22 protein-coding genes and 1 riboswitch are annotated in these 22,432 nt (G+C 65.9%); of the genes, 12 read left to right on the top strand and 10 right to left on the bottom strand.

From position 1 onward, the window contains the following. Positions 1 to 165 precede the first annotated feature (165 nt). The 5 genes from B5E66_RS02045 to B5E66_RS02025 all read right to left on the bottom strand — a co-directional run bounded on the left by B5E66_RS02045 (position 166) and on the right by B5E66_RS02025 (position 3,871). Positions 166 to 807 (bottom strand): HAD family hydrolase, encoded by a 642-nt coding sequence (locus B5E66_RS02045; RefSeq protein WP_087228311.1) that lies wholly within the window; start codon positions 805 to 807, stop codon positions 166 to 168. A gap of 21 nt (positions 808 to 828) precedes the next feature. Further along, on the bottom strand, positions 829 to 1,368 hold the full coding sequence (locus B5E66_RS02040) for a QueT transporter family protein (protein ID WP_242955954.1): 540 nt from the start codon (positions 1,366 to 1,368) through the stop codon (positions 829 to 831). Positions 1,369 to 1,376: 8 nt separating this feature from the next. Next, positions 1,377 to 1,472: riboswitch (PreQ1-III riboswitch) on the bottom strand. Between the two features lie 159 nt (positions 1,473 to 1,631). Then, positions 1,632 to 2,501: a DegV family protein gene (locus B5E66_RS02035; protein WP_087228310.1), complete on the bottom strand. Its 870-nt coding sequence runs from the start codon at positions 2,499 to 2,501 to the stop codon at positions 1,632 to 1,634. Positions 2,502 to 2,511: 10 nt separating this feature from the next. Next, the gene (locus B5E66_RS02030; protein ID WP_087228328.1) at positions 2,512 to 3,018 is read right to left on the bottom strand and encodes a tRNA (cytidine(34)-2'-O)-methyltransferase; all 507 of its coding nucleotides are present in this window, start codon (positions 3,016 to 3,018) and stop codon (positions 2,512 to 2,514) included. A 13-nt stretch (positions 3,019 to 3,031) separates the two neighbouring features. After that, complete coding sequence (locus B5E66_RS02025) at positions 3,032 to 3,871, bottom strand: bifunctional hydroxymethylpyrimidine kinase/phosphomethylpyrimidine kinase (RefSeq protein ID WP_087228309.1); 840 nt, start codon at positions 3,869 to 3,871, stop codon at positions 3,032 to 3,034. Between the two features lie 315 nt (positions 3,872 to 4,186). On the opposite strand from B5E66_RS02025, the gene B5E66_RS02020 reads away from it, so the two are divergent. Next, entirely contained in the window at positions 4,187 to 4,390 is a 204-nt protein-coding gene (locus B5E66_RS02020) for a hypothetical protein (protein WP_087228308.1), read from the top strand. A 63-nt stretch (positions 4,391 to 4,453) separates the two neighbouring features. On the opposite strand, the gene B5E66_RS02015 is transcribed toward B5E66_RS02020, so the two are convergent. The 5 genes from B5E66_RS02015 to B5E66_RS01995 all read right to left on the bottom strand — a co-directional run bounded on the left by B5E66_RS02015 (position 4,454) and on the right by B5E66_RS01995 (position 9,799). Further along, on the bottom strand, positions 4,454 to 4,951 hold the full coding sequence (locus tag B5E66_RS02015) for a pilin (protein WP_087228307.1): 498 nt from the start codon (positions 4,949 to 4,951) through the stop codon (positions 4,454 to 4,456). A gap of 208 nt (positions 4,952 to 5,159) precedes the next feature. Then, a complete protein-coding gene (locus B5E66_RS02010; RefSeq protein ID WP_087228306.1) occupies positions 5,160 to 5,906 on the bottom strand; it encodes a J domain-containing protein in 747 nt (248 codons plus the stop codon). 112 nt (positions 5,907 to 6,018) lie between these two features. Continuing rightward, positions 6,019 to 6,852, bottom strand: a complete 834-nt coding sequence (locus B5E66_RS02005) for a DUF5685 family protein (protein WP_087228305.1) — start codon at positions 6,850 to 6,852, stop codon at positions 6,019 to 6,021. 3 nt (positions 6,853 to 6,855) lie between these two features. Further along, the gene (locus tag B5E66_RS02000; protein ID WP_087228304.1) at positions 6,856 to 7,251 is read right to left on the bottom strand and encodes a hypothetical protein; all 396 of its coding nucleotides are present in this window, start codon (positions 7,249 to 7,251) and stop codon (positions 6,856 to 6,858) included. Between the two features lie 139 nt (positions 7,252 to 7,390). Continuing rightward, on the bottom strand, positions 7,391 to 9,799 hold the full coding sequence (locus B5E66_RS01995; protein ID WP_087228303.1) for a glycoside hydrolase family 2 protein: 2,409 nt from the start codon (positions 9,797 to 9,799) through the stop codon (positions 7,391 to 7,393). A 225-nt stretch (positions 9,800 to 10,024) separates the two neighbouring features. Between B5E66_RS01995 and rsmD the strand changes: the two genes are divergently transcribed. From rsmD to B5E66_RS01940, 11 genes are all read left to right on the top strand, one after another. Continuing rightward, positions 10,025 to 10,603 carry a 16S rRNA (guanine(966)-N(2))-methyltransferase RsmD gene (gene rsmD / locus B5E66_RS01990; RefSeq protein WP_087228302.1) on the top strand — a complete coding sequence of 193 codons (579 nt, stop codon included), beginning with the start codon at positions 10,025 to 10,027 and terminating at the stop codon, positions 10,601 to 10,603. Then, positions 10,600 to 11,061, top strand: a complete 462-nt coding sequence (locus B5E66_RS01985) for an ATPase (protein ID WP_087228301.1) — start codon at positions 10,600 to 10,602, stop codon at positions 11,059 to 11,061. Before rsmD ends, B5E66_RS01985 begins: the two co-directional genes overlap by 4 nt. A 245-nt stretch (positions 11,062 to 11,306) precedes the next feature. Next, positions 11,307 to 11,726: a division/cell wall cluster transcriptional repressor MraZ gene (mraZ, locus tag B5E66_RS01980; RefSeq protein WP_087228300.1), complete on the top strand. Its 420-nt coding sequence runs from the start codon at positions 11,307 to 11,309 to the stop codon at positions 11,724 to 11,726. A gap of 50 nt (positions 11,727 to 11,776) precedes the next feature. Further along, positions 11,777 to 12,745, top strand: a complete 969-nt coding sequence (gene rsmH / locus B5E66_RS01975) for a 16S rRNA (cytosine(1402)-N(4))-methyltransferase RsmH (RefSeq protein WP_087228299.1) — start codon at positions 11,777 to 11,779, stop codon at positions 12,743 to 12,745. Positions 12,746 to 12,790: 45 nt separating this feature from the next. Next, positions 12,791 to 13,297 carry a cell division protein FtsL gene (locus B5E66_RS01970; protein WP_087228298.1) on the top strand — a complete coding sequence of 169 codons (507 nt, stop codon included), beginning with the start codon at positions 12,791 to 12,793 and terminating at the stop codon, positions 13,295 to 13,297. 126 nt (positions 13,298 to 13,423) lie between these two features. Then, complete coding sequence (locus B5E66_RS01965; RefSeq protein WP_087228297.1) at positions 13,424 to 15,913, top strand: peptidoglycan D,D-transpeptidase FtsI family protein; 2,490 nt, start codon at positions 13,424 to 13,426, stop codon at positions 15,911 to 15,913. A gap of 111 nt (positions 15,914 to 16,024) precedes the next feature. Next, positions 16,025 to 17,437: a UDP-N-acetylmuramoyl-tripeptide--D-alanyl-D-alanine ligase gene (locus tag B5E66_RS01960; RefSeq protein WP_087228296.1), complete on the top strand. Its 1,413-nt coding sequence runs from the start codon at positions 16,025 to 16,027 to the stop codon at positions 17,435 to 17,437. Positions 17,438 to 17,462: 25 nt separating this feature from the next. Continuing rightward, the gene (locus tag B5E66_RS01955; RefSeq protein ID WP_087228295.1) at positions 17,463 to 18,485 is read left to right on the top strand and encodes a hypothetical protein; all 1,023 of its coding nucleotides are present in this window, start codon (positions 17,463 to 17,465) and stop codon (positions 18,483 to 18,485) included. Between the two features lie 27 nt (positions 18,486 to 18,512). Next, entirely contained in the window at positions 18,513 to 19,838 is a 1,326-nt protein-coding gene (locus tag B5E66_RS01950; RefSeq protein WP_087228294.1) for an FtsW/RodA/SpoVE family cell cycle protein, read from the top strand. Between the two features lie 30 nt (positions 19,839 to 19,868). After that, positions 19,869 to 20,996, top strand: coding sequence for an undecaprenyldiphospho-muramoylpentapeptide beta-N-acetylglucosaminyltransferase (gene murG / locus B5E66_RS01945; protein ID WP_087228293.1), 1,128 nt, complete (start codon positions 19,869 to 19,871; stop codon positions 20,994 to 20,996). A 36-nt stretch (positions 20,997 to 21,032) separates the two neighbouring features. Next, entirely contained in the window at positions 21,033 to 22,427 is a 1,395-nt protein-coding gene (locus B5E66_RS01940) for a cell division protein FtsQ/DivIB (protein WP_087228292.1), read from the top strand. Positions 22,428 to 22,432: the final 5 nt, after the last annotated feature.

Here is a 22,432-nt window from a genome sequence, read left to right as displayed (position 1 = left end):
GCAGGATCAGCCGGGCCGCAGCCCGGGCACGCCGCCTCTATGATACACCAAAGCGGGAAGGGGTGTCAAACATTTGGGGCGGTTTCAGGTAAAATTTCTGTGAACAGAGCAAAAATGCCGCCCTGTGCGGCCCAAAGCCGGGGCACAAGGCGGCAGAAAACGCGATCACAGAAGCCCGGGCAGCTGTTCCAGGCTGTCGATCAGCTGGCAGCCTGTGGCGGCCAGACGGGCGCGGCTCTGGTGGCCGCCGGTGTAGAGGATGCAGCGCACCCCCATGGCCCGGGCGGTCTCGGCGTCGTGGTCGGTGTCCCCCACCATGACGCAGCGGGCGGGGTCGGCCCCGCTGCCTGCCAGATACTGCCGCCCCAGGTCCACCTTGCCGGCGCCGTAGATGTCCTTCAGCCCCAGCATCTCCTGGAACAGCCCGCCGATGCCCCGATGGCCGGCCTGCTGCACCAGATAATCCTGACGGGATACCGACAGGATGGCCTGCCGGATACCCCGGCCCGCCACCGTCTCGAGGGCGCGGGCCGCGCCCGCCGTCAGGGGGCAGGCGTCCATGTCCGCGTTGTAGCGCTGCATATAGCTGTCGGCCAGAACGGGATAGGGGTCGCGGTCAAAGTCGAACCCGGCCCGCCGGTAGTAGGCCTCGATGGGAAAGCCGAAGATCTCCCGGTAGCGCCCCAGCGAATACCGCTGCTCGTAGCCGTATTCCTCCAGCAGGCCGTTCAGACAGGCCACGCTGTAACGGACGTCATCCATCAGGGTGCCGTTCCAGTCCCAAAAGACCAGGCTTGTATCTGCCATAAGGGGCCTCCTTTCGGTGTGTCAGGCGGTGCGGACCCCCTCGTCCGAGAACAGCCGGCGCAGGCGGGGGTCCGATTCGATCAGGCGGGCCAGGGCCACGCCCAGCACCCCGCAGCTGATCACTTCGCCGGCGCCCACCGTCAAAGCGTTGAACAGCACCAGGGCGGGGGTGGCGGGGGAGTCCGAGAAGAAAATGGCGATCTCGGGCCCCACGATGGCGGCGTTCCACAAAATGGGGGGCAGAGCCGCCGGGATGGCCAGGCCCTTGACCCGTGCGCGGCGCAGCGCGTAGGTGCACAGGCAGGCCAGGAAGGTGGCCAGGGTGCCGAAGACCACGTCGATGAAGGTGGAGCCCAGCAGATTGGCCAGAGCGCAGCCCAGGGTGACGCCGATGATATACTCAGGGCCAAAGATGGGCAGCAGGCACAGCGCCTCTGCCACGCGCACCTGGATGGCCCCGTAGGAGAAGGGGGCAAGGCCAAGGCACAGAGCCACATAGATGGCGGCCACCACCGCGCAGCGGACCAGTTTGAGGACGGACAGGGATTCCTTTCGCATCATTGCAATACTCCCGGCGGAAAGATTTTGACCTGCCGGGGCCGCCAGCCCCCGGAGGTTTGGCCCGGCAGCGGTCCTGCCGGGGAGCCTAAAATCCTAAGTTGCTCTGAGAACGTTATTTGGATTTGAGGGGTGCGCCTGTGCGCACGCTACCGGATAGTATAGCACAGAAAGGGCCGGCAAGGCAAGAGAAAAAACGCCCCGGTCGGTCCGCGCCCTGCAGAGGGCACAGACCGGCCGGGACGTCCCGGAGGTCAAAAAGAGATTCAGCGCAGCTTGCCGGTGTAGGCGATGGCCAAAGTATCGGGGCCGGTGTTGGCCGACACCACGCCGCCCAGCTCAAAGACGACCAGAGGTTCCTGGCCGAAGGCTTTTTTGCAGGCCCGGCGCAGGTCCTCGGCCTGGGGGATGCCGGTATGGCCGATGATGTATTCGAAGTCATCCACCCCGGCGGTGCGCTTTTTGCACAGGTCGATCATGGCGGGGATCACCTTGTCGTCCCCGCGCACCTTGCTTTCCACCACCGTCTTGCCGTCGATCAGGGTGATGATGGGGCGCAGGCCCAGCAGCTCCCCTGCAAAGGCTGCCGCCGCCGAGATGCGGCCGCTCTTTTTCATCTGGCGCAGGCTGTAAGGTCCCAGGACGATCTCCATCTTGTCCATCTGGGTCTCAAATTCCCGCACCACATGGCGCAGTTCGGCGCCATTGCGCAGCTTGCGGGCCAGCTCGCAGACATACCAGCCGAACACCATCGAATAGGTGTGGCTGTCCAGCAGGTGGATGCGCATTTTGTGCTCAGGGCGCTCTTCCCGCAGCATCCCCTGGGCGATCACCGCATTGTCGTAGGTGGAGGAGCCGGACCGGTTGATGCAGATGTGCACAAGGTCGGTGTACCCTTCATCCACGTACTGGCAGTATTTCTCGCAGAACTGGAGAGGCGTGATGGCGGCGGTGGAAGGCACCCCCTTGGCTTTGCGCATCAGGCCGTAAAATTCTTCGTTGGTGCAGCTGACCCGCTCCAGGTAATCCACGCCGTCCAGCATGATATGGAAGCTCATGATATCGATGCCGTATTTGTCGGCCAGTTCTTGGGGGATGTCGCAGGAGGAATCGGTCAGGATGGCGGTCTTGTTCATACTCAGGTCCTCACTTCCATTCATAATCACGCAGGTGGCCATGGTCCAGCAGCTCGGGGAAATCCCACTGGCGCAGCACCTCGAACACGCCCACCGCCACGCTGTTGGACAGATTCAGGCTGCGGGCGCCTTCCCGCATGGGCAGGCGGATGCACCAGTCCTGGTTGGCGGCCAGAAGAGCTTCGGGCAGCCCGGCGTCCTCCCGGCCAAACACCAGGTAGGCGCCGTCAGGGTAGGCCACGTCGGTGTAGCGGCGCGGCGCTTTGGTGGAAAAATAATAATAGGGGCCGCTGTTCTTTGCAAAGAACTCCTCAAGTCCCTGATAATATGTTATATCAAGCATGGGCCAATAGTCAAGCCCCGCGTGCTTCAATTTTTTATCGTCGATCGCAAAACCCATCGGTCCCACAAGGTGCAGCCGGCAGGCGGTGCAGGCGCAGGTGCGGGCCACGTTGCCGGTGTTTTGGGGGATGCGGGGCTCCACCAGGACGATGTTCAGGGTGGGTTTCTGTGGCATCTTTTCCTCCATTTCACATCTCCCTCATAGGCGCCAGGCGGGGCAGCAGAGGCTCGAACCACACCCCGCAGCGGGTGTCCGCGTCCCGGGGGGTGTGCTGGATGGCCTGGGCCACAAAGCCGGCGGCCGCGTCGGCGGCGGCGCTCAGGGCGTTGCCCCGCAGCAGCGACCCGGTGACGATGGCCCCGAACAGGTCCCCGGTACCGGGGAAGCTGCGGTCCATGTGCAGGTGGCGCACCACAAAGGGCTCCTCGCCCGCGCCGGCGCAGCCCACGAACTTGCCCATGGGCAGCCCGGTGACCACCGCCCGGCCCGCAAGGCCGGTCAGCCGGCCGGCCAGGTCAAGGGCCTCCTGCTCCGATACCGAGCCCTCGGGCAGGGCGGGGTCCTGGCCCAGCAGCAGCCGGGCCTCGGTGAGGTTGGGCAGGATGAGGTCGGCGGAGCGGCACAGCTGCCCCACCGCCTGGATCAGTCCGGGGCCAAACCCGCTGTAAGGCCTGCCCCCATCCGCCATGACAGGGTCCACGATTTTGAGCGCGCCGGGCCACAGACGGAAAGCCTCGGCGGCTAAGCAGACCAGGTCCTCGCTGCCCAGATAGCCGGTGTAGATGCAGTCGGGTTCCAGGCCCAGGCTGCGGTAATGCTCCAGGGCGGCGCGGCCAAAGGCCCCGCAGTCCTGCCGGGCGGGGTCGCCCAGGCCGCCGGTATGGGTGGACAGCAGCATGGTGGGCAGGGGGATGGGCTGGGCGCCCATCACGGCCAGTACCGGCAGGATGACGGTCAGACTGCACCGCCCCGCCCCGGACAGGTCGTGGATGCACAGGACTTTTTTGGGTTCAGAAGGTTGGAACAAAAGGCAAGCCTCCTTTATTTGACAGGTTGGATATCCCGGCGCCCCGCGGGGATACTAGGGTGTATCTGAGAAGTCAAACATGCTGAGAGATTCACCAAAAAGTGCCAGCTGCAAGGCGCATGAGCGCCGCACTCCTGACGATGGAATGCAAGCGAATGCAACGCAGCAGATGGTGCTTTTTGGTAGAATAAATCAGCGTGGGGGAGTTTTCAGATGCACCCTGGAAGACGTGTTGGGGAAGCTTTCCGCTTCCCGGATGCACGACCGCAGCTGCCTTTGCGGCAGCGGGTCTGGACGAAAAAGGAGGGCACTGAGATGAAAGAACAACAGGTGAGATCTGCCGCCGGCATGCTGTTGGGCCTGGCGGCAGGGGCCGCAGTGGGGGCCGCGGGCGTGATGGCCGCAGTCCATCAGGACCCCCGGGGCGTACGCCGGGCGGCCCGCAAGATGGCCAAAGGGGCCGAGCACGCTGTGGGCCGTCTGGACCAGATGGCCAACGACCTGATCGACCGCTTCTGACCGGGCAAAAAAAGGCTGCGGCAGGCGATGAGCCCCGCAGCCTTTTTCGCGCAGGCGATGCGTTTACAGCACGGCGATGCACATCCGGGCGGTTTTGGTGGTCTCGCCCAGCAGGTCCACGTCCATCTCGATGGCGCAGGTCACCAGCAGGGAGCGGCTGACATTGCTGCCCGTCAGCACCGAGGAGGGCAGGTTGCGGATGGTCAGCACGGCGGTGTTGTCGTCAAAGCTGCCGGTCACTTCCCCGTCGTAGGGGATGTCACCGATGGTCAGCCCGGACAGGTGTCCGGTGAACACCACCGTCGAGACGGTCTGGATGGGCAGCACCAGGGTGTAGGTGCCGTTGGACTGGCGGATGAGGGTGGCTTCGCGGCCGTCATCCACGCCGTCGCTGACCACGGAGAGGCTTTCGCTGTCCTCTTCCCAGAAGGTCACCGAAACGGGCAGGGTGGCGGTGAAATTGTCCGCAGCGCCCACCGCCCCCGCGCGCAGCCCGCAGGCCAGCAGCAGGGCCAGCGCCAGCAGCGCCGCCGACAGCTGTCTATAAAAAGTACGGGTCATGATTCAAACATCCTTTCCTCAGGGGCAGAAGCAGGCAGTCCGGTACGAAACGCTGAAAATGTGTGCAAACTACCCCACTATCAAGATAGCACCATTTTTCCAAAATGTCAAGAGCGCGTCAAATTTAGGACAAGGATACAGCGCCCGACCCAAGACGGCAAAACCCCGCCCCTTCTTGGCAAAGGGGCGGGGCGTGGAAAGACGGAGATCAGAAGCCGAAGGGCCGGTAGAAGAAGCGGTTGCCGCAGCAGCAGTTGCACAGCAGGTTGAGCAGGATCATGGACCAGCACCACCGCATGATGCCGCCCCCGGGATTGTAGGTGCTCTGGGTGGCCCGGTAGGCCTGGCTGGGGCCCTGCATCCGCTCAAGGTTTGCGCGGTATTCGCTGTTGTTCGGTTCCATCTGCACCGCGCGGCGGGCATCCTGCATGGCGTCCACCGTGCGGCCCAGACCCTGGTAGGCCAGGCTGGAGTAATAGTACCACCGGGCGCTGCGCTGGCGCTGGTCATCCAGCACGCGGCGGGCCTCCGCATAGCGGCGGTTGATGATGAAATTGCGGGCCGCCTGCATCTCGGCGGAGTCGCCGGCATAGGCGCTGGGCCCCTGCTGGCTGTAGCCGCCGTAGGTGCCGAAGCCCCCGAACCCAAAGCCGAAGGGATCGAAGCCGTAGAACCCGCCGTCGAAGCCGTCCTGGGTATAGCCGCCCTGCTGGTAGCTCTGCTGGCTGTAACCGCCATAGCCCTGCTGGCTGTAGCCGCCGGGATTCTGGGGACCGGTGTCCCCCTTCATGATGGCGTCGTAAGCGGCCTGCACCTCCTTGAAGTGCTCCTCGGCCGTCGGGTCGTTGGGGTTCAGGTCAGGATGCCAGCGCTTGCACTTGGCGCGGTAGGCCTTTTTGATCTCTTCCTCGCTGGCACCCCGCTGGATGCCAAGTACCTCATAGGGATCTCTCATGGGATAACTTCCTCACGTCTCTATCTGTCAAAAGGGGGGATGGCCCCTGGTTCGTTCAAGAATCTTATCTATTCTAGCGTATCGAGGCGCAAAAAGCAAGCCCCTACTGACCTCATCGGGACTGTCTGCGCCGGTTTTCCACATGATATTTCAGCCACACGCCGGAATAGAGGATGTTTTCCAGCAGGTCGGCGTCCTCCACGCAGGGCAGACGGCGGAAAGCGGCCGCAGCCTGGGCCAGCAGCAGCTCGAAGATCTCCCGCATCTGTTCCTCGTAGTCGGGGGCGGCGGAAAGGCTCTTGAGGGGGTTGTAAGAGCCGCGGCGCAGGTCCCGGGGCAGATCGTCCCATGCGTCCAGCAGATAGATGTATTTGCCCAGATTCGCGCCCACAGCCCGCAGTTCGGGCGACCAGCGGTCCTGTTTGTAATCGAACAGCTCGGCCATTAGATCCCCAAAGCACCCGGACACCAGGTCCAGGTCCTCGCAGCCGGCGGTCTCATATTCGGCCAGCTGCGCAAGCCCTCGGGTGATGGCGCGGCACGGACGGGGCCAGCGCGCCTCCGCCTCCTGGCGGCGGGCCTGCAGCAGCTTCATGTAGCCCAGGCCCGGCAGGCTGCGGTCGTCCTGCCACTTGTCCTTCGCGCTGTAATAGTGGAGGGCCAGCCCGATGTCGGCGCAATAGTCGGTGGGGCCGCTGTACCGCCACTGGATGGGGCGGATCATGTGCACCGGGCAGCGGCCGGTCTCGACCGTCTCGGGGGTCTCGCCCTCGTACAGGCTGCACAGCAGCAGATCCAGAAAGGTCAGGTCATAGCTCAAAGTCAGCCGGCCGGCCATACCGTGCAGCGCTGCGGTGCGCCGGCACAGCCCGCAATAGGCGGTCCGGTAGCGCTGCTGGGCCTCGGGGGTCATGGCCTGCTGGTCCGGGATGATATAGCCAAACATCGCTCAGCTCTTGCGGATGAACTGGGTGCCGCACCGGGGGCATGAGATCTCGATCCGGCCCCGGCCCCGGGGCACCCGCAGCATCTGGCGGCACTTGGGACAGCGGTAGTAGCGGTAGGTCTTGCGGTCGGCCCAGCGGCGCTTGACCCCCTTGAGCTTGCCCGAGACCCGCTCCTGCATGGTGTAGAACTTGTAATTCTCCTCGGTGCGGCGGGAGATGTTGCGGCTGAAGGTGCGGAAATAGCAGTAGATCAGGGCTGCCAGGCCCAGCCAGGTGAACAGCCCCACCCGGGTGATCAGCGAGACCAGCAGCAGCGCCACGGCCAGGATGCTCAGAAACTGGTTCAGGGCGTCGGTGCCGTAGCGGCCTGCCATAAAACGACGGAATTTTTCACGCATAGCTCAAATGGCTCCAATCTTGATGGCCTTTGCCCGGCGGGCGGAAAGGCCGTCCATTGTACTTATATACCGGCCTTTAGTATGCCAGCCGGAAATGATGAAACTTTGAACAGACTGCAAAGCAATCGTAAAATACAGTTTACGCCTCCCTCCGCCGGATGATGACCGAGGCCTCCGTGGGCAAGGCACCCTCCATCCTGCAATGCAGGGTGGCGCGGCCGGGGTGGCCGGTGGTGGCCAGGTAGGCGCCCGCCATGCCGCCCCGCAGGGGCACCACCGCAGGGCCCAGCAGCTGGGCGGGACCTTCCACGGTCAGCTGCACCGCCTCGCTGCAATAGGGAAGCAGGCAGCCGTTCTGGTCGATGGCGCGCAGGGCGATGGTGGCGCAGTCCCAGGTGGGGCCGTCGGTGAGGATGGCGTTGCGGACGGTGCATTCCAGCCGGACCCGCTGCACCGGTTCCTGCACGATGGTGCGTACCACCCGGTCTTTCCAGATGGCGTCGAACTGGTAGCGGACGGCAGGGCCGCCCAGCGCCCCGATATAGGTGTGGTACAGCCGGCTCAGGGTGGCCTCGTTCATCCGCAGGGTCCGCAGCAGCCGGGTCAGCCGGGCCCGCAGCAGGGGGGAAGGGGCGGCGGGGTCCCGCCGGAGGGCGTTGAGGCAGCCGGCCAGCTGCACCGCCTCGCTGTGGCCGATGCCCTCGTATTTTTCCAGCAGCACCCCCACGAAATCGTCGATCTGGATGGGGGGATGGGCCAGGGCTGCGAACCGGCCCTGGCGGTCGGGCCGGAACTCGGCGATGAAGTCCCGCCCGCGGTACATCCGCACCGCGTCGGCGTTGGTGAAGGCCCAGCATCCGCCGGGGTAGCCCGCGGGCATATCCCCGAAGCCGGCCGCCGGGGAGACCTGGAATACGATATCGGAGGGGACCCGGGGGTCCTTCTGACTGGCAAAGACGGCTGCCGCCAGTTTTTCGTTGCGGAACAGGTCCATCACCCCGTGGTAGCTGACATGGTCCCCGCTGCCGTAGGAGGGATGGGTGTTGTAATCGGCCATGGTCCAGCCCACGCAGCCCGCCACGCCCTGCTGGGCGGCGGCGTCGTTCAGCACGGCGGCGCACCGCAGGGCCTGGCTCAGACGCTGGGCGCCGGGGTCGAAGCTCTTGGTGGGGTACATCATCCCCCCAAAAGCGCTGATCAGGTAGCCCTTGCGCAGGTCGGGGGTGACGGCGGCCCGGGGCTGGCATCCCGGCCCGGCCCCGCCAAAGGAAAAATCGTCGTAGGCGTAGACGTCCTCGAACAGATGGCTCTTTTTGAGCCGGCGGCTGCCGGCGGTGGGACGGGTGGGGTCCAGCCGGCGGGCGGCCTCGTTGGTCTTTTTATAGAAAGCGTCGTCGTCGGCACTGCCGGCCACCCGCACCCCCCACAAAAAGACGCTGGGGTGGTTGCGGCACTGGCAGACCATTTCCCGGCAGTTCTGCAGGGCCTGGGCCTTCCAGGCGGGGCCGCCGATGTGCCTGCGGCCCGGCATCTCCACATAGGCCAGCAGGCCCAGTTCGTCGCAGGCGTCCAGGAAGGCCGGGCTGGGCGGGCAGCAACACCGCACCACGTTGCAGCCCAGTTCCTTGCGCAGGGCCTGGGCGTCCAGCCGCTGGATGCTGTCGGGCATGGCGTACCCCTGGTAGGGGTAGCTCTGGAAGCGGGCCAGCCCCCGCAGCTCCACACGGGCGCCGTTGAGGTACAGCCCGCCGGCCACAAACTGGATGGTGCGGAAGCCGAACCGGATCACCTTCTGGTCCAGCACGCGGTCGGGCAGGCCCAGGGTGCCGGGCCGGATCAGCCGCAGGGTGAGGGTGTAGAGGGTGGGGTGCTCGCAGCTCCAGGGCTGCACCCCGTTCAGGCTGCCGGTGATGGGCAGGGAAAGTTCCCCGGTGTAGACGGCCCGCCGCCCGGAAGGGGCGCGGATCTCGGCCTCCAGGGTGCAGCCCACCGTCTCGCCTTCGGCAGCAGAATAGATGCGGAAATCCCCCTCCGCCCCCGCCTGGATGAACACATCCCGCAGCCAGGCGTTCTCTTTGACCTCCAGGGCCACCCCGCGGTACAGCCCCCCGTAAGTCAGTTCCTCGGTCTGGCCCCCGAAGGGCGGGATGTCCAGGGTCTCGCGGCTGTCGCAGCGGATGGCCAGGACGTTTTCCTCCCCCAGCCGCACCATGCCGGTGAGGTTGACGGTGAAGGCGGTGTAGCCGCAGGCGTGATGGCCCGCCCGCTGGCCGTTGCAGTAGACCGTGGCGTCATGGGCCGCCGCCCCGACGGTCAGAAGCAGGGTGCGGCCCTCCCAGCTGCGGGGGGCGGTGAACACCCGGCGGTAGCCGCTGATCATCTGATAGTCGTTTTCGTTGCAGTAATTGAAGGGCAGGGACTTGACGGTGTGGGGCAGGCGGACCGGCTCCAGCTCCAGGCCGGAACAGTCCGGTTCCAGCAGCGAGGGGTCGAACTGGGGGGTGAACAGCCAGCCGTCGTTCCAGTCGTAATGTTCGGTGCGTTCCATCTGTTGCAAGGCTCCTCTGTGTCCGGACAGGACCGGATTTTACATACATAACCAGCTTCATGATAGCACAAAGATATGAACGAATAAAGAATTTGCGGGGCCGGCGGGAGGAAATTTTGGCAAAAACGGAGGCATTGGGGCCGGCCGCCGGCCTGCATCTTGACAAGCGGGCCCTGCTCTGCAATAATGAAATGAACAACCTGCCATTGAAAGGAGCGGATGCAGATGCGTGTGATCGCAGGTGAAGCGCGGGGCCGCCGGCTGGAGTCGCTGCCCGGCACCGATGTGACCCGCCCCACCCTGGACCAGGTCAAGGAGGCGATGTTCAGCATCGTCCAGTTCGACCTGCCGGGGGCCCGGGTGCTGGATCTTTTTGCAGGCAGCGGCCAGCTGGGCATCGAGGCCTTGTCCAGAGGCGCGGCCCGATGCGTCTTTTTGGACCAGGACCGGGATGCCGCCGCAGTCGTGATGCGCAACTGCAAGGCCTGCGGCGTGTTTGACCGCAGCCGGGTCAGCGTGGGGGACGCCGTCCGCTGGCTGGGCGCCTGCCGCGAGCAGTTCGACCTGGTGCTGCTGGACCCGCCTTTCCGCCAGGGGATGCTGGAGGAGATCCTGCCGCTGGTGGAGAAGGCTGTGGCACCGGGCGGGATCGTCCTGTGCGAGAGCGAAGCCAAGCTGGTGCTGCCTGCCCAGGTGGGCCGGCTGACCCTGCGCAAGCAGTACCGGTACGGCCGGGTGCTGCTGTGGCGCTATACCATGCCCCGGGCAGACCAGGCCGGAGCGGAAGGGGGAGAGTGTGTATGAACGTGAATGAACTGCTGGATACCATCGAGGATGCTCTGCAGGAGAGCGCCAGCGTGCCCCTGAGCGGGGGCAAGCGGATCGTGGATGTGGACCAGATCCGGGATTACCTGGACGAGGTGCGGGCCAACCTGCCCAACGAGCTGCGCCAGGCCCAGTCCATCGTGAACGACCGGGCCCAGATCGTGGATTCGGCCAACGCCCAGGCCCAGGCCATCGTCCGCAAGGCGGAAGAGCGGGCCCGGGTGCTGGTGAGCGAGTCGGAGATCGTCAAGAACGCCCAGCAGCGGGCCTCGGAGATCCTGGCCCAGGCCCAGGCCGAGAGCCGCACCCTGCGCCAGACCACCGCAGACTACTGCGACAATATGCTCAAAAACACCGAGGAGGTCATGATCGCCAACGCCTCCCAGGTCAAGAGCGTCCGCTCCAGCCTGCGCCAGCCGCCCAAAAAGCAGCCGTAAACCATATGCCGTTTGGCTCCCTCTGCCCTGTGGGGCAGAGGGGGCTTTTTTGTGCGCAGAATGCGCTCCGGGGAAAAATGAGTCGTACATTTTATACACTGTGAAAGAAATTGACTGAAAAAGTCGGGCGAAACCTATTGCAATCGGTGACCCGTTTTGTTACAATAAAGTCGTATCAGTGGAGTAAAGTAGGGAGAAGTGGGGAGCTGTCCCCATCCTGCTCCACAAAAAGGGGGGCGGCGGCAGTGTTCTTTGGACGGTATGACTGCACCATCGACGCCAAAGGCCGCCTGAACTTCCCGGCCAGGTTCCGGGAAGGGATGGGCGAGAGCTTTGTGGTGATGGAGTGGCTGGACCAGTGCCTGTTCGCCCTGCCCATGGAGGAAGTGGAACGCATCTCCCAGCGCCTGGGCGCCGACGAGCTGGTGACCAGCTGGGAGATCACGGGGGACTTGTTCAGTACCGCCTGCGAGGTGGCGCCGGACAAGCAGGGCCGCATCCTGCTGCCCGCCAGCCTGCGGCAGTATGCAGGGCTGGAAAGGACGGCGGCGGTGATCGGCAACCGCAGCCATGTGGAGATCTGGGATGCAGCCCGGTGGGATGCCCGCCGCGCCGCCATCACCAACGAACAGCGCGCCGCCCGCCTGCGGGAGCTGCACATCTGATCCCGGGGCGGGCTGTAGTTTTGATTTTGGACCGAAAGGGGGCGAGGCCAATGGCCACGGAACAGGAACAGCAGGCTTTTGACCCGGCCTCGTTTGCCCATGTGCCGGTGCTGCTGGAGGAATGCCTGGAAGGGCTGGCCATCCGGCCCGGCGGCATCTATCTGGACGGCACGGCGGGGGGTGCGGGCCATTCCCGGGCCATCGCCAGCCGGCTGGACGCAGCGGCCGGAGGCAGGCTGGTGGCTCTGGACCAGGACCCCGACGCGGTGCAGACCGCACGCCAGCGTCTGGCGGGGCTGCCCGCCACGGTGGTGCAGATCAATTTCCGCTATGCGGCGCAGGCTCTGGCTGATCTGGGCATCCCTCAGATCGACGGCGCCCTGCTGGATCTGGGCGTATCCAGCCACCAGCTGGACGACGCGGAGCGCGGGTTCTCCTACCGGGCCGACGCGCCGCTGGATATGCGGATGAGCCAGGAAGGCACCAGCGCGGCCGACCTGGTGAACACCCTCCCCCGGGAGGAGCTGGCCCGCATCCTGCGGGATTACGGCGAGGAACCCTATGCCTGGCAGATCGCGGGCCGCATCGAGGAGGCCCGTGCCCAGGCCCCCATCCAGACCACCCTCCAGCTGGCGGGGCTGGTGGCGTCGGCTGTGCCCCCTGCGGTGCGCCGCAAGGACAAGAACCCGGCCCGGCGCAGCTTTCAGGCGCTGCGCATAGCGGTCAACCACGAGCTGGACGCGCTGGATGACGGACTGGAGGCCATCTTCGGGGCGCTGGCCCCGGGCGGGAGGCTGTGCGTCATCACCTTCCACTCTTTGGAGGACAGGCTGGTGAAGAACAAGTTCCGCCGCTGGGCGACCGCCTGCACCTGCCCGCCTGAGTTCCCTGTCTGTGTCTGCGGCGGCAGGGCCAAGGCGAAATTGATCACCCGCAAACCCATCGAAGCGAAGCCCGACGAGCTGGCCGGCAACCGGCGCAGCCGTTCGGCCCATTTGCGTGTTTTGGAAAAATTGTAAGGCGCCGCCCCACAGGGGCGAGCGCAGAAGGGAAGAGGATACATCATGGGTCAGCCTGCATATGATTACAATTACAGTGCACAGACGGTCCGCCGCCCGGCGCCCCAGCCCGGCCGGCGGGTAGATCTGCGGGTCGAACAGGGGGGCAAGCGCAGTCTTTCACCCCTTCGGGCCATGATGCAGCACGGCGTGCAGATCCTTGCGCTGGGGCTTCTGGCCGGGCTGTCGGTGGCGCTGCTGTTCAGCGAAGCCCGCATCGTAGAGTTGAGCGGGGACATCCGGCAGGCCAAGGCCGCCCTTGTCTCGGCCCAGAGCCAGAATGATTACTACACCACCACCATCAACGTCCAGTCCAGCATCAACCGCGTCGAGGACGCGGCGGGCCGGCTGGGCCTGATGAAGATCGACGACAGTCAGATCACCTACATCCGCCTGGACGACCAGAGCGTTCTGACCCGCCGCGAGAGTGCCGTGGAGAAGTGGACCGATACCCTGCAGGCAGGGGTGTCCAGCCTGCTGCGCACCATCGAGCCGCCGGCAGACGCACAGTAAAAAAGCAGAGCCTCCCAGGGCGACCGGGAGGCATATCACCCGGGGAAGCGTGCCGCTGCGCACGCTTTTTCGGTTTCAGGCGGCCTTTGGGCATTGGGGCCCGGGAGCCGCCGTCAGGAGAAGCAGATGAACCAACCAAACGACCGCAGGCGGAAAGGCAGCTCCCTCCGCCGCGACCCAGATTATGCGCCCATCCCTTCCCGGACCCGGAAGGTGGGGCTGGCCGTCTCGATCGGGGCGGTGGCGCTGGCGACCGCCATCGTGGTGGGCAGCCTGTACAACATACAGATCCGCAACGGCGAGATGTTCAGCCGGTACGCCAGCGACCAGCAGCTGCTGGACAGCACCATCCAGGCCACCCGCGGGGAGATCTACGACGCCACCGGCAAGGTGCTGGCCTCCACCAGTGTGGTGTGGGACATCTGGTGCGACCCCAGCTATTCCAGCGCGCTGTACAACAGCCAGACCCTCACCGGCACCGACGAAGCCGGCCAGGAGACCGAGAGCACCGTCCGCACCCTGGACGCCGCGGCCTGCGCCGAGATCAGCCGGGAGATCACCCTGCGGCTGCTGTCGGGGGACGGCGTCAGCCTGGATTCCGTCAACACGGCCTCGGCGGAGTACACCCAGCAGTATGAGAAAGTGTATGCGGCCCTCAGCAGCATCGATTCCTCCTACCAGGTGCTGGCCGAAAAGGTCAACAACGCGGTGAAGGAATCCATCGAGGAATACGTCAGCACCCGCAATGCGGCCCAGGGCACCGGCCGGCTGTCGGTGTCCTCCTCCCGCACCTACCAGCGCAACTACCCCTATGGGGCGTTCGCGGCGGCGGTGCTGGGCTTCACCAACGCGGACGGCGACGGGGCCTATGGGCTGGAGAAGTCCTACGACGATGTGCTGTCGGGTACCGACGGACGCACCATCACCATCCGCAACGCCCGGGGCAACGCCATCGCGGACAGCAGCGCCGTCACCTACGACGCCAAAGACGGCAACAGTCTGGTGCTGACGCTGGACAGCACCATCCAGGAAGTGGTGGAGAAATACCTGGTGGAGGCGGTGGCGGCCAACACGGTGGAGAACCGGGGCTGCGCCATCGTCATGGACGTGAACACCGGCGGGATCCTGGCCATGGCCTCCAAGCCGGACTTCGACCCCAACGACCCCAACAATTACACCGCCAACCAGGCCTACCTGGAAGAACTGGTGCGGGCGGAACCCGAACTGTACGGCATCTACCTCCAAAACGAGGACGGCAGCTACGTCACCGACGAGGAGGGCAACCGCATCCTGGACCCCGAGGCGGACTACTCGGGCTACTTCCGGGACATCATGTGGAAAAACAAGACCATCACCGAGCTCTACTACCCCGGCAGCGTGTTCAAGGTCATCACCGCCGCCATGGGCCTGGACTCGGGCAAAGCCTCTTACAATACCACCCTCAACTGCTCCGGCGCCTATGCCGTGGCCAAACAGACCTACCACTGCGCCGGACGCCACAGCCACGGGATGCAGAACCTGGCCGACGCTTTGCGCAACAGCTGCAACATCTATTTCATCCAGCTGGGCCAGCGCCTGGGTGCGCAGACCTTCTATGACTATTTCCAGGCCTTCGGCTTCACCGAGCGCACCGGCGTGGACCTGCCCAACGAGACGTCCTATATGCAGTACTACACCGACCAGAACATGGGCGAGGTGGAGCTGGCGTCCTCGGCCTTCGGCCAGTCCATGGCGGTCACCCCCCTGCAGGTGTGCACCGCTATTGCGGCGTCGGTCAACGGGGGATACCTGGTGACCCCCCATGTGGTGGACCAGATCGTGGACGCCAACGGCAACGTGGTGCAGCAGATCGGGGCCAATGTCCGCCGTCAGGTGATCAGCGAGACGGCCAGCGAGACCATCCGCCAGATCATGGAGTACGAAGTGGGGGACGGCACCACCCAGAGCGGCGGCTACCGCGCCTATGTGGCCGGCTACCGCATCGGGGGCAAGTCGGGCACCTCCGAGCTGCTGAACATGGACCGCCGCGCCGACGGCGACTACAAAAAGGCGGCCTCCTTCGTGGCGGTGCTGCCGGCAGACGACCCGGAGATCCTGGTCTATGTGATGCTGGACGACCCCAACAACGTCAACAGCGACTATTCCTCGGTGCTGGCCGCGCCGGTGGTGGGCAACATCATCAGTGAGATCGCCCCCTATCTGGGCATCGCCACCGACGGCATCGACCGCAGCGGCACCACCGTCAAGGTGCCCAATCTGGTGGGCACCGAGTGGAGCAACGCCCAGGTGTCCCTGAACATCCGGGGCCTGGCCCACCATCTGGTGGAGAGCACCACCGACAACACCGCCGCCCCGGTCACCTGGCAGTATCCCACGGCGGGCACCACCGTGCCCAGCGGTACCACCGTCTATCTGTACACGGAGGGCTACGGCGGACAGACCACCGAGGTGCCCGACCTGACCGGCAAGAGCGCCGACTTTGCCCGGCAGATGCTGCTGGCCGCCGGACTGAACTGCACCATCGAAGGGGACAGCCAGGGCCTGGTACAGAGCCAGAGCGCCGCCCCCGGCGACCGGGTGCAGCTGGGCACCATCGTCACCATCACCTGCGGCTAAAAGTGAAGGATGGGCGAAAAGCAGGCCGTCCGGCTTGCCAGAGCCTGCCGCAGGGCTTTATAATAAAAGCGGCAATCCTGTAAGAACCATTATGAAAGGGGATAGGAACGAATGGAACACATCGCAGCAAAGACCCTTCTGGCAGGGCTGGTCCCTGCCCAGCGCCTTGCCGACGGGCAGGACATCACCCTGGTGACCACCGACAGCCGGGAGGTGATCTCCGGGTGCGTCTTTGTGGCTTTCCCTGGAGAGCACTTTGACGGGCATGACTTTGCGGCCCGGGCCCTGGAGGCCGGCGCCGCCTGGGTGGTGCTGAACCACCCGGTGGAGGGGGTGCCCGAAGAAAAGACCATCCTCTGTCCCGACAGTTACCAGGCCATGATGCAGATGGGCGCCAACTACCGCGCCCAGTTCGCCCCCAAAGTGGTGGGCGTGACCGGCAGTGTGGGCAAGACCACCACCAAGGAATTCTGCGCCGTCGCCCTCAGCGGGCTGGGCCAAACCATCAAGACCGAGGGCAACCAGAACAACGAGCTGGGCCTGCCCCGCACCCTGTTCCAGATCGACGGCAGCACCCAATATGCGGTGATCGAGATGGGGATGAACCATGCAGGGGAGATCAGCCGGCTGTCCCGCTGCGCCCGGCCCGATGTGGGGGTCATCACCTGCATCGGCCTGTCCCACATCGGCAACCTGGGCAGCCAGGAGAACATCTGCAAGGCCAAGCTGGAGATCTGCGACGGGATGCCCGAGGGCGCGCCGCTGGTCCTCAACTACGATGACCCGTTCCTGCGCAAGGCGGAACTGCCCGCCCATGTGCGCCCGGTGTGGTACAGCATGACCAGCCAGGAGGCCGACGTGTATGCCTCCGCCATCCGGCAGGAAAACGACGGGATGAGCTTTTTGCTGGATGACGCCGAGAACGGCTGCTTTATGGTGCACATCCCCGCTCTGGGCCGCCACAATGTGGCCAACGCCCTGGCGGCCTACTGCGCCGCCAGCCAGCTGGGGCTGACCCCCAAGGAGGCCATCCGCCTGATGAAGGAGTTCCGCCAGACCGGTATGCGCCAGCAGATGATGGACAGCCACGGGGTGCGGATCATCCAGGACTGCTACAACGCCAACCCCAACAGTATGCAGGCGGCGCTGGAGATGTTCAAGGAGTACCCCTGCAAGCGGCGCTTCGCGGTGCTGGCCGATATGCTGGAGCTGGGGGATCAGGCCCGTGCCGCCCATGAGGAGCTGGGCCGCCTGGTGGCCCGGAGCAACATCGACCTGCTGATGACCTACGGCGAACTGGCCCGCCGCACCGCCACGGTGGCGGCCGCCAAGGGGGTCCGCACCATCCACGCCAACAACTACGAGGAGATCGCGGGCTTTTTGGCCAAGGCGGCCCAGCCGGGGGATGCGGTGCTGTTCAAAGGGAGCCGCGCCATGGCCCTGGAAAACGCCGTGGAGCGGATGAAGGAGCTGCAGGACGCCGCAGCCGCCGCCCAGGACGGTCCGAAAGAGAACGGAGACTAAATCGACCGATCGGAGATAACCTGACATGATACGTTTTGCCTTGATCGTGGCGTCGGTGCTGGGGTTTGCGCTGACGACCGCGGTCGGGAACCTGCTGGTCCCGCTGCTGCGGGCCCTCGTCCCGCCCGAGAAGGAGACTGGCCCCGGCGGCCAGCCGCAAAGCAAGGACAAGGAGGAACCACAGCCCCAGCCGCCCCGGGGCCTGCCCACCATGGGCGGGCTGTGCTTCATCATCGGCACCCTGGCCGCGGTGGGCGTGGGCTGGGTGGTGGTCTGCCTAGTGCAGCCTGAACTGCTGGGCGGCGGCCTGACCGGCCGTCTGATGCTGGGGCTGAGCGCCGGCTTCCTGCTGGGCGCGGCGGGCCTTGCGGACGATCTGGTCCGGCTGCGGCCCCGGCAGGTACTGGGGCTGCGGACAGGGCCCCGGCTGGCTTTGGAGGGGGCTGCCGCCGCTGTGACGGTGGCCGCTCTGTGGGCCGGCGAATATATGCCCACCGGCCTGACGGTGCCCCTGGCGGGCTACGTCGAGCTGGGGGCCGCTGCGGCGCCCCTGTGGGCGGCGATGCTGGTGGCCCTGGCCGAATCGGCCCGGCTGGCCGGCCCCACCGACGGGGCTGTGGCGGGGGCCGCCTTTGTGGCCATGCTGGGCCTGATGGGGGCCGAGACCATCCTGGGATTTTTCCCGCTGGCGGTGCTGCCTGCGGCCCTGGCGGGGGCGCTGATGGCGTTCCTGCTGTGGAACTTTTACCCCGCCCGGCTGATGCCCGGGGCGGTGGGCTGCCTGTTCCTGGCCGGGGCGGTGGGGGGGATCCCCCTGTCCATCGGACGGGCGGATATCGCCCTGGCTTTGGGCCTGCCCTTCTGGGCGGAGGGGCTGGCGGCGGTGCTGCAGGGGCTGTGGCGCCGGATGCGGGGCCGGCCCCTGTTCAAGGCGGGCAGCCTGGACGCCTGGCTGCGCCGAAAGGGCGGCCCGGTGGCCGCTTTCTATGTCTTTTGCGCTCTGGCGCTGGCAGGCACCCTGGCCGCTTTGCGTACGGCGCAGTTTTGAACGCGCAGAGAGAAAGGCAGGTTTTCTATGGCGGTTGCACACAGAAGACACCCCGACCCGCGGGGGCCGGTGGTGGTCTTTCAGCGGGACCCCGGGCCGTGGACCCCGCTGCTGATCAGCTGGCTGGCGACCCTGATCCTGATCGTGATCTTCGGGCTGGTGATGCTGTTCAGCGCCAGCTATACCACGGGCTACCTCCGCATGGGGGACAGCTATCACTACATCAAATCGCAGGCCCTCTATGCCCTGATCGGCATGGGGGTGATGTTCCTGTTTTCGTATTTCGACTTGCGGTTCATCCGCAAATTCGTATGGGCGGGGTATCTGGTCAGCATCCTGCTGCTGATCGTGGTGCTGTTCTGCGAACCCCTGAACGGCTGCCGCCGGTGGCTGAATTTCAAGGGCCTGCCCACGCTGCAGGTGTCCGAGCTGGTCAAGTTTGAGATGATCCTGCTCACCGCGCACCTGGCCAGCCGCACCCCCCATCCCAGGCCCCAGGGAGATCCTTCGGCCAGGCGGACTGTGGGGAACTTTGGCCAGTGGCTGTTCCAGAAGGTGGTGCGGGAGCTGGCCGTTCCCCTGGCGCCTTTGCTGCCGGTGGTGGTGCTGCTGGCGCTGGAACCCCATATGTCGGGCATCGTGCTGATGTGCGCCATCGTGGGCAGCATCCTGCTGCTGAACGGCAGCGGCGGCATCATCACCTACGGGGGCGCGGCGGCCGCCGTGCTGCTGCTGGAGACCATCCTCTCCCACATCGACTCCATCCCCTACCTGCAGGACCGTCTGGACGGCTGGACCCAGGACCTCAACAAGATGACCGATCAGACCCTTCAGAGCCTGTACGCCATCGGCTCGGGCGGTCTGACCGGCCTGGGCCTGGGCAACAGCGTGGAAAAGCAGCTCTGGCTGCCCGAGTGCACCAACGACTTCATCTTCAGCGTGGTGTGCGAGGAACTGGGCTTTGTGGGGGCCGTGGTGGTCATCCTGCTGTTCGTGCTGCTGCTGGTGCAGGGGTTCCTGATCGCCTTTCAGGCGTCCGACCGGTTCAGCACCCTGGTGGGGGTGGGCATCATGGCCCAGGTGGGCTGGCAGGTGTTCTGCAATGTGGCCGTCGTCACCAACACCCTGCCCAATACCGGCATCAGCCTGCCCTTCTTTTCCTCGGGCGGCACCAGCCTGCTGCTTTTGATGGCTGAGATGGGGGTCATGATCCACATCGGGCGCAACGGCGCCCAGGCCGCCGAGGCACGCCGGGCCGCCCGGATGGAGCAGGTGCGGCAGACCACGGCCCGCCCGCCCATCGTACTGGGTAATCTGCGCCGCTCCGGCGCACAGCACCGGGCACAGCTGTAAACAGCCCGGCAGACAGGAGGAATCATCCATATGCGTGTACTGATCGCAGCCGGCGGCACGGCCGGCCATATCAACCCGGCTCTGGCCATCGCGGGGGCCCTGCGGAGGGCGGACCCCGCCGCCGAGATCCATTTTGCGGGCCGGCAAGAGGGGATGGAATACCGTCTGGTGACCCAGGCGGGCTATCCCTTCCACCACATCGAGGTGACCGGTTTCCAGCGGCGGCCTTCCCTGGAGAACCTGCGCCGCAACCTGGTCACGGTGTGGAACCTGGCCCGCTCAGGCCCCCGCTGCAGGGCCATCCTCAAAGAGGTGCAGCCCGATCTGGTGATCGGCTGCGGCGGGTATGTGTCGGGCCCGGTGGTACGGGCCGCCGCCAAACACGGCATCAAGACGGCGATCCACGAACAGAACGCCTTCCCCGGGGTGACCAACAAGCTGCTGGCCCCCGAGGTGGATGTGGTCTTTGCCGCCGTGCAGGCCGGGGCGGACCGTCTGGGCGCCCCCGGCAAGACGGTGGTGGTGGGCAACCCTGTCCGCCCCGAGGTCTTTGGATGGGCGGCCCGCCGGGCCGAAGCCCGCGCCAAGCTGCACGCCGGGGACCGCACCGTCATCCTGTCCTTTGGGGGCAGCCTGGGGGCCAGGCGGATCAATGAGGTGGTGGCCGACCTGTGCGCCTGGGAGCAGAAGGAGCACAGGGACATCCTGCATCTGCACGCCACCGGCCAGTACGGCGTGCAGCTGTTCCGGGACCTGGAAAAGCAGAAGGGCTTTGCCCGGGGCGAAAACCTGGTGGTGCGGGAATACATCGACAATATGCCCGAGCTGCTGGCGGCGGCAGACCTGGTGATCAGCCGGGCCGGCGCGCTGACCCTGGCCGAACTGGAGGCCGCAGGCCGGGCTTCCGTGCTGATCCCCAGTCCCAACGTGGCCGAGAACCACCAGTATTACAACGCGCTGGAGCTGGCCAAGGTGGACGCGGCGGTGGTCATCGAAGAAAAGGATCTGACCGGCGAAAAGCTGGTGGCCGAGGTACGGCAGCTGCTGGCCGAGGAGGGCAGACTGGCCCGGATGGGCCGCAATGCCCGCACCCTGTCGGTGGACGACAGCCTGGACCAGATCGTCCGGCGGCTGCAGGACCTGCTGCGGGAGCCGTAAGGCCCCGCATACTTTGTGAGAAAGGAGGGGGGCGGTATGCCCGCAAAGCAGCGCAGACGCAGGCCGGCCGGGCAGGCCGTCCCGCGCCGCACCCAGGGGCAGGGAAGACGCCCGGCCCCCAACCGGCCGGTGAATAACGATCCGTATCGCACGCCGGGACAATATACCGAAGGGATACGGTTCGAAAGCCGCAGCCCAGGCCAGCGGGTGGAGGACAGCTTCTTTTATGAGCATCCGCCCCGCCGGGACAATACGGTGCAGTTCCCCACAGGGGGACGGGCCCGGCCGCCCCGCGGCGACAGCCGCAGGCCCCAGACGGCCCGTCCCGCCCGGGACAGACGTCCCCAGGCCGCGCGGCCGGCCCGGCCCGCTCCGCCCCGCCAGGAGGCCCGCAGACGCCGCCGGGTGACCCGCAAGATGCTGCGCCGCCGCCGGATGATGCGGCGGCTGACCGCGGCTTTTCTGGTGCTGTGCGTGGCGGGGGCGGGCATCTACCTGACCATGACCATGCTGTTCAAGATCAACGCCATACGGGTGGCCGGTCCCGACGGGGCGGACCTCGCCCAGGCGGGCCCCTACACCAGCAGCCAGATCCTGGATGCTTTGGGGGTGCAGGTGGAGGAGAACATCTTCAGCTTTGACCCCGAGGCCAAGGCCGCCCAGCTGGAAAAAGAGTTTCCCCTGCTGGAACAGATCCAGGTGCAGCGGGTATACCCCAGTACGGTGGTGGTGCAGGTGACCCCCGCAGCCCCTGCCTATGCCATGCAGACCCCCACCGGATGGATCAGCCTGTCGGCGGGGCTCAAGATCCTGGCGGCGGAGCCGGTGCAGCCCGAAGGGCTGCCGGTGCTGTACGGCGGGGACCCGGTGAGCGTGACCCCCGGCGACCAGCTGGCCTATGCCGTGCCGCCGGAGGGAGAGGCCTCCAGTCAGGCGGCGGACAGCCAGACGGGCCAGACGGCGGACAGCCGCATGAGGGCCCTGGAGACCCTGCTGGGGGCGCTGGAGGAGCACGGCCTGCTGGAGGACGTGACCCGGATCGAATACGCCGATGTGGAACAGCTGGCCTTCCTCTATCAGGACCGGATCAGCGTGCTGCTGGGCACCCTGAACGAGCTGGACTACAAGATGGACTACGCCGAATATATGCTGCTGAACAAAGAGGGCAAGGGCTGCGCCGAGACCGACACCGGCCAGCTGGATTGCAGCCATGTGCGGACCGACGGCACCTTGCAGGCCATCTTTGCCCAGGGCACGCCCGACCTGCCCTCGGGCTATCTGCCGCCGGAACAGACGGAAGCCGCAGCGCCGGAGGATGGCGCCGAGGCAGCGTCCGGCCAGCCGCAGGACGGCCAGCCGGACACGGCCGGGCAGGAGGCCGGACAAGAAGGCACAGACGCCCCCCTGGAGGGGACGACCAATGAGGAGTGACACAG

It is taken from the genome of Faecalibacterium sp. An121 (genome assembly GCF_002160915.1).
Classification (GTDB): Bacteria; Bacillota; Clostridia; order Oscillospirales; family Ruminococcaceae; genus Faecalibacterium; species Faecalibacterium avium.
This window is presented reverse-complemented; position numbering and strand designations above follow the sequence as displayed.

Excerpts from the sequence above, each read along its gene's own strand:
- B5E66_RS02015 (WP_087228307.1), bottom strand. The coding sequence starts at position 4,951 with ATGACCCGTACTTTTTATAGACAGCTGTCGGCGGCGCTGCTGGCGCTG.
- B5E66_RS02010 (WP_087228306.1), bottom strand. The coding sequence starts at position 5,906 with ATGAGAGATCCCTATGAGGTACTTGGCATCCAGCGGGGTGCCAGCGAG.
- rsmH (WP_087228299.1), top strand. The coding sequence starts at position 11,777 with ATGGCCACGGAACAGGAACAGCAGGCTTTTGACCCGGCCTCGTTTGCC.
- B5E66_RS01970 (WP_087228298.1), top strand. The coding sequence starts at position 12,791 with ATGGGTCAGCCTGCATATGATTACAATTACAGTGCACAGACGGTCCGC.
- B5E66_RS01960 (WP_087228296.1), top strand. The coding sequence starts at position 16,025 with ATGGAACACATCGCAGCAAAGACCCTTCTGGCAGGGCTGGTCCCTGCC.
- rsmD (WP_087228302.1), top strand. The coding sequence starts at position 10,025 with ATGCGTGTGATCGCAGGTGAAGCGCGGGGCCGCCGGCTGGAGTCGCTG.
- B5E66_RS02040 (WP_242955954.1), bottom strand. The coding sequence starts at position 1,368 with ATGATGCGAAAGGAATCCCTGTCCGTCCTCAAACTGGTCCGCTGCGCG.
- B5E66_RS01985 (WP_087228301.1), top strand. The coding sequence starts at position 10,600 with ATGAACGTGAATGAACTGCTGGATACCATCGAGGATGCTCTGCAGGAG.
- murG (WP_087228293.1), top strand. The coding sequence starts at position 19,869 with ATGCGTGTACTGATCGCAGCCGGCGGCACGGCCGGCCATATCAACCCG.
- B5E66_RS01950 (WP_087228294.1), top strand. The coding sequence starts at position 18,513 with ATGGCGGTTGCACACAGAAGACACCCCGACCCGCGGGGGCCGGTGGTG.
- B5E66_RS01940 (WP_087228292.1), top strand. The coding sequence starts at position 21,033 with ATGCCCGCAAAGCAGCGCAGACGCAGGCCGGCCGGGCAGGCCGTCCCG.
- B5E66_RS02045 (WP_087228311.1), bottom strand. The coding sequence starts at position 807 with ATGGCAGATACAAGCCTGGTCTTTTGGGACTGGAACGGCACCCTGATG.
- B5E66_RS02020 (WP_087228308.1), top strand. The coding sequence starts at position 4,187 with ATGAAAGAACAACAGGTGAGATCTGCCGCCGGCATGCTGTTGGGCCTG.
- B5E66_RS02005 (WP_087228305.1), bottom strand. The coding sequence starts at position 6,852 with ATGTTTGGCTATATCATCCCGGACCAGCAGGCCATGACCCCCGAGGCC.
- B5E66_RS02000 (WP_087228304.1), bottom strand. The coding sequence starts at position 7,251 with ATGCGTGAAAAATTCCGTCGTTTTATGGCAGGCCGCTACGGCACCGAC.
- B5E66_RS01965 (WP_087228297.1), top strand. The coding sequence starts at position 13,424 with ATGAACCAACCAAACGACCGCAGGCGGAAAGGCAGCTCCCTCCGCCGC.
- B5E66_RS01955 (WP_087228295.1), top strand. The coding sequence starts at position 17,463 with ATGATACGTTTTGCCTTGATCGTGGCGTCGGTGCTGGGGTTTGCGCTG.
- B5E66_RS02035 (WP_087228310.1), bottom strand. The coding sequence starts at position 2,501 with ATGAACAAGACCGCCATCCTGACCGATTCCTCCTGCGACATCCCCCAA.
- B5E66_RS02030 (WP_087228328.1), bottom strand. The coding sequence starts at position 3,018 with ATGCCACAGAAACCCACCCTGAACATCGTCCTGGTGGAGCCCCGCATC.
- B5E66_RS01995 (WP_087228303.1), bottom strand. The coding sequence starts at position 9,799 with ATGGAACGCACCGAACATTACGACTGGAACGACGGCTGGCTGTTCACC.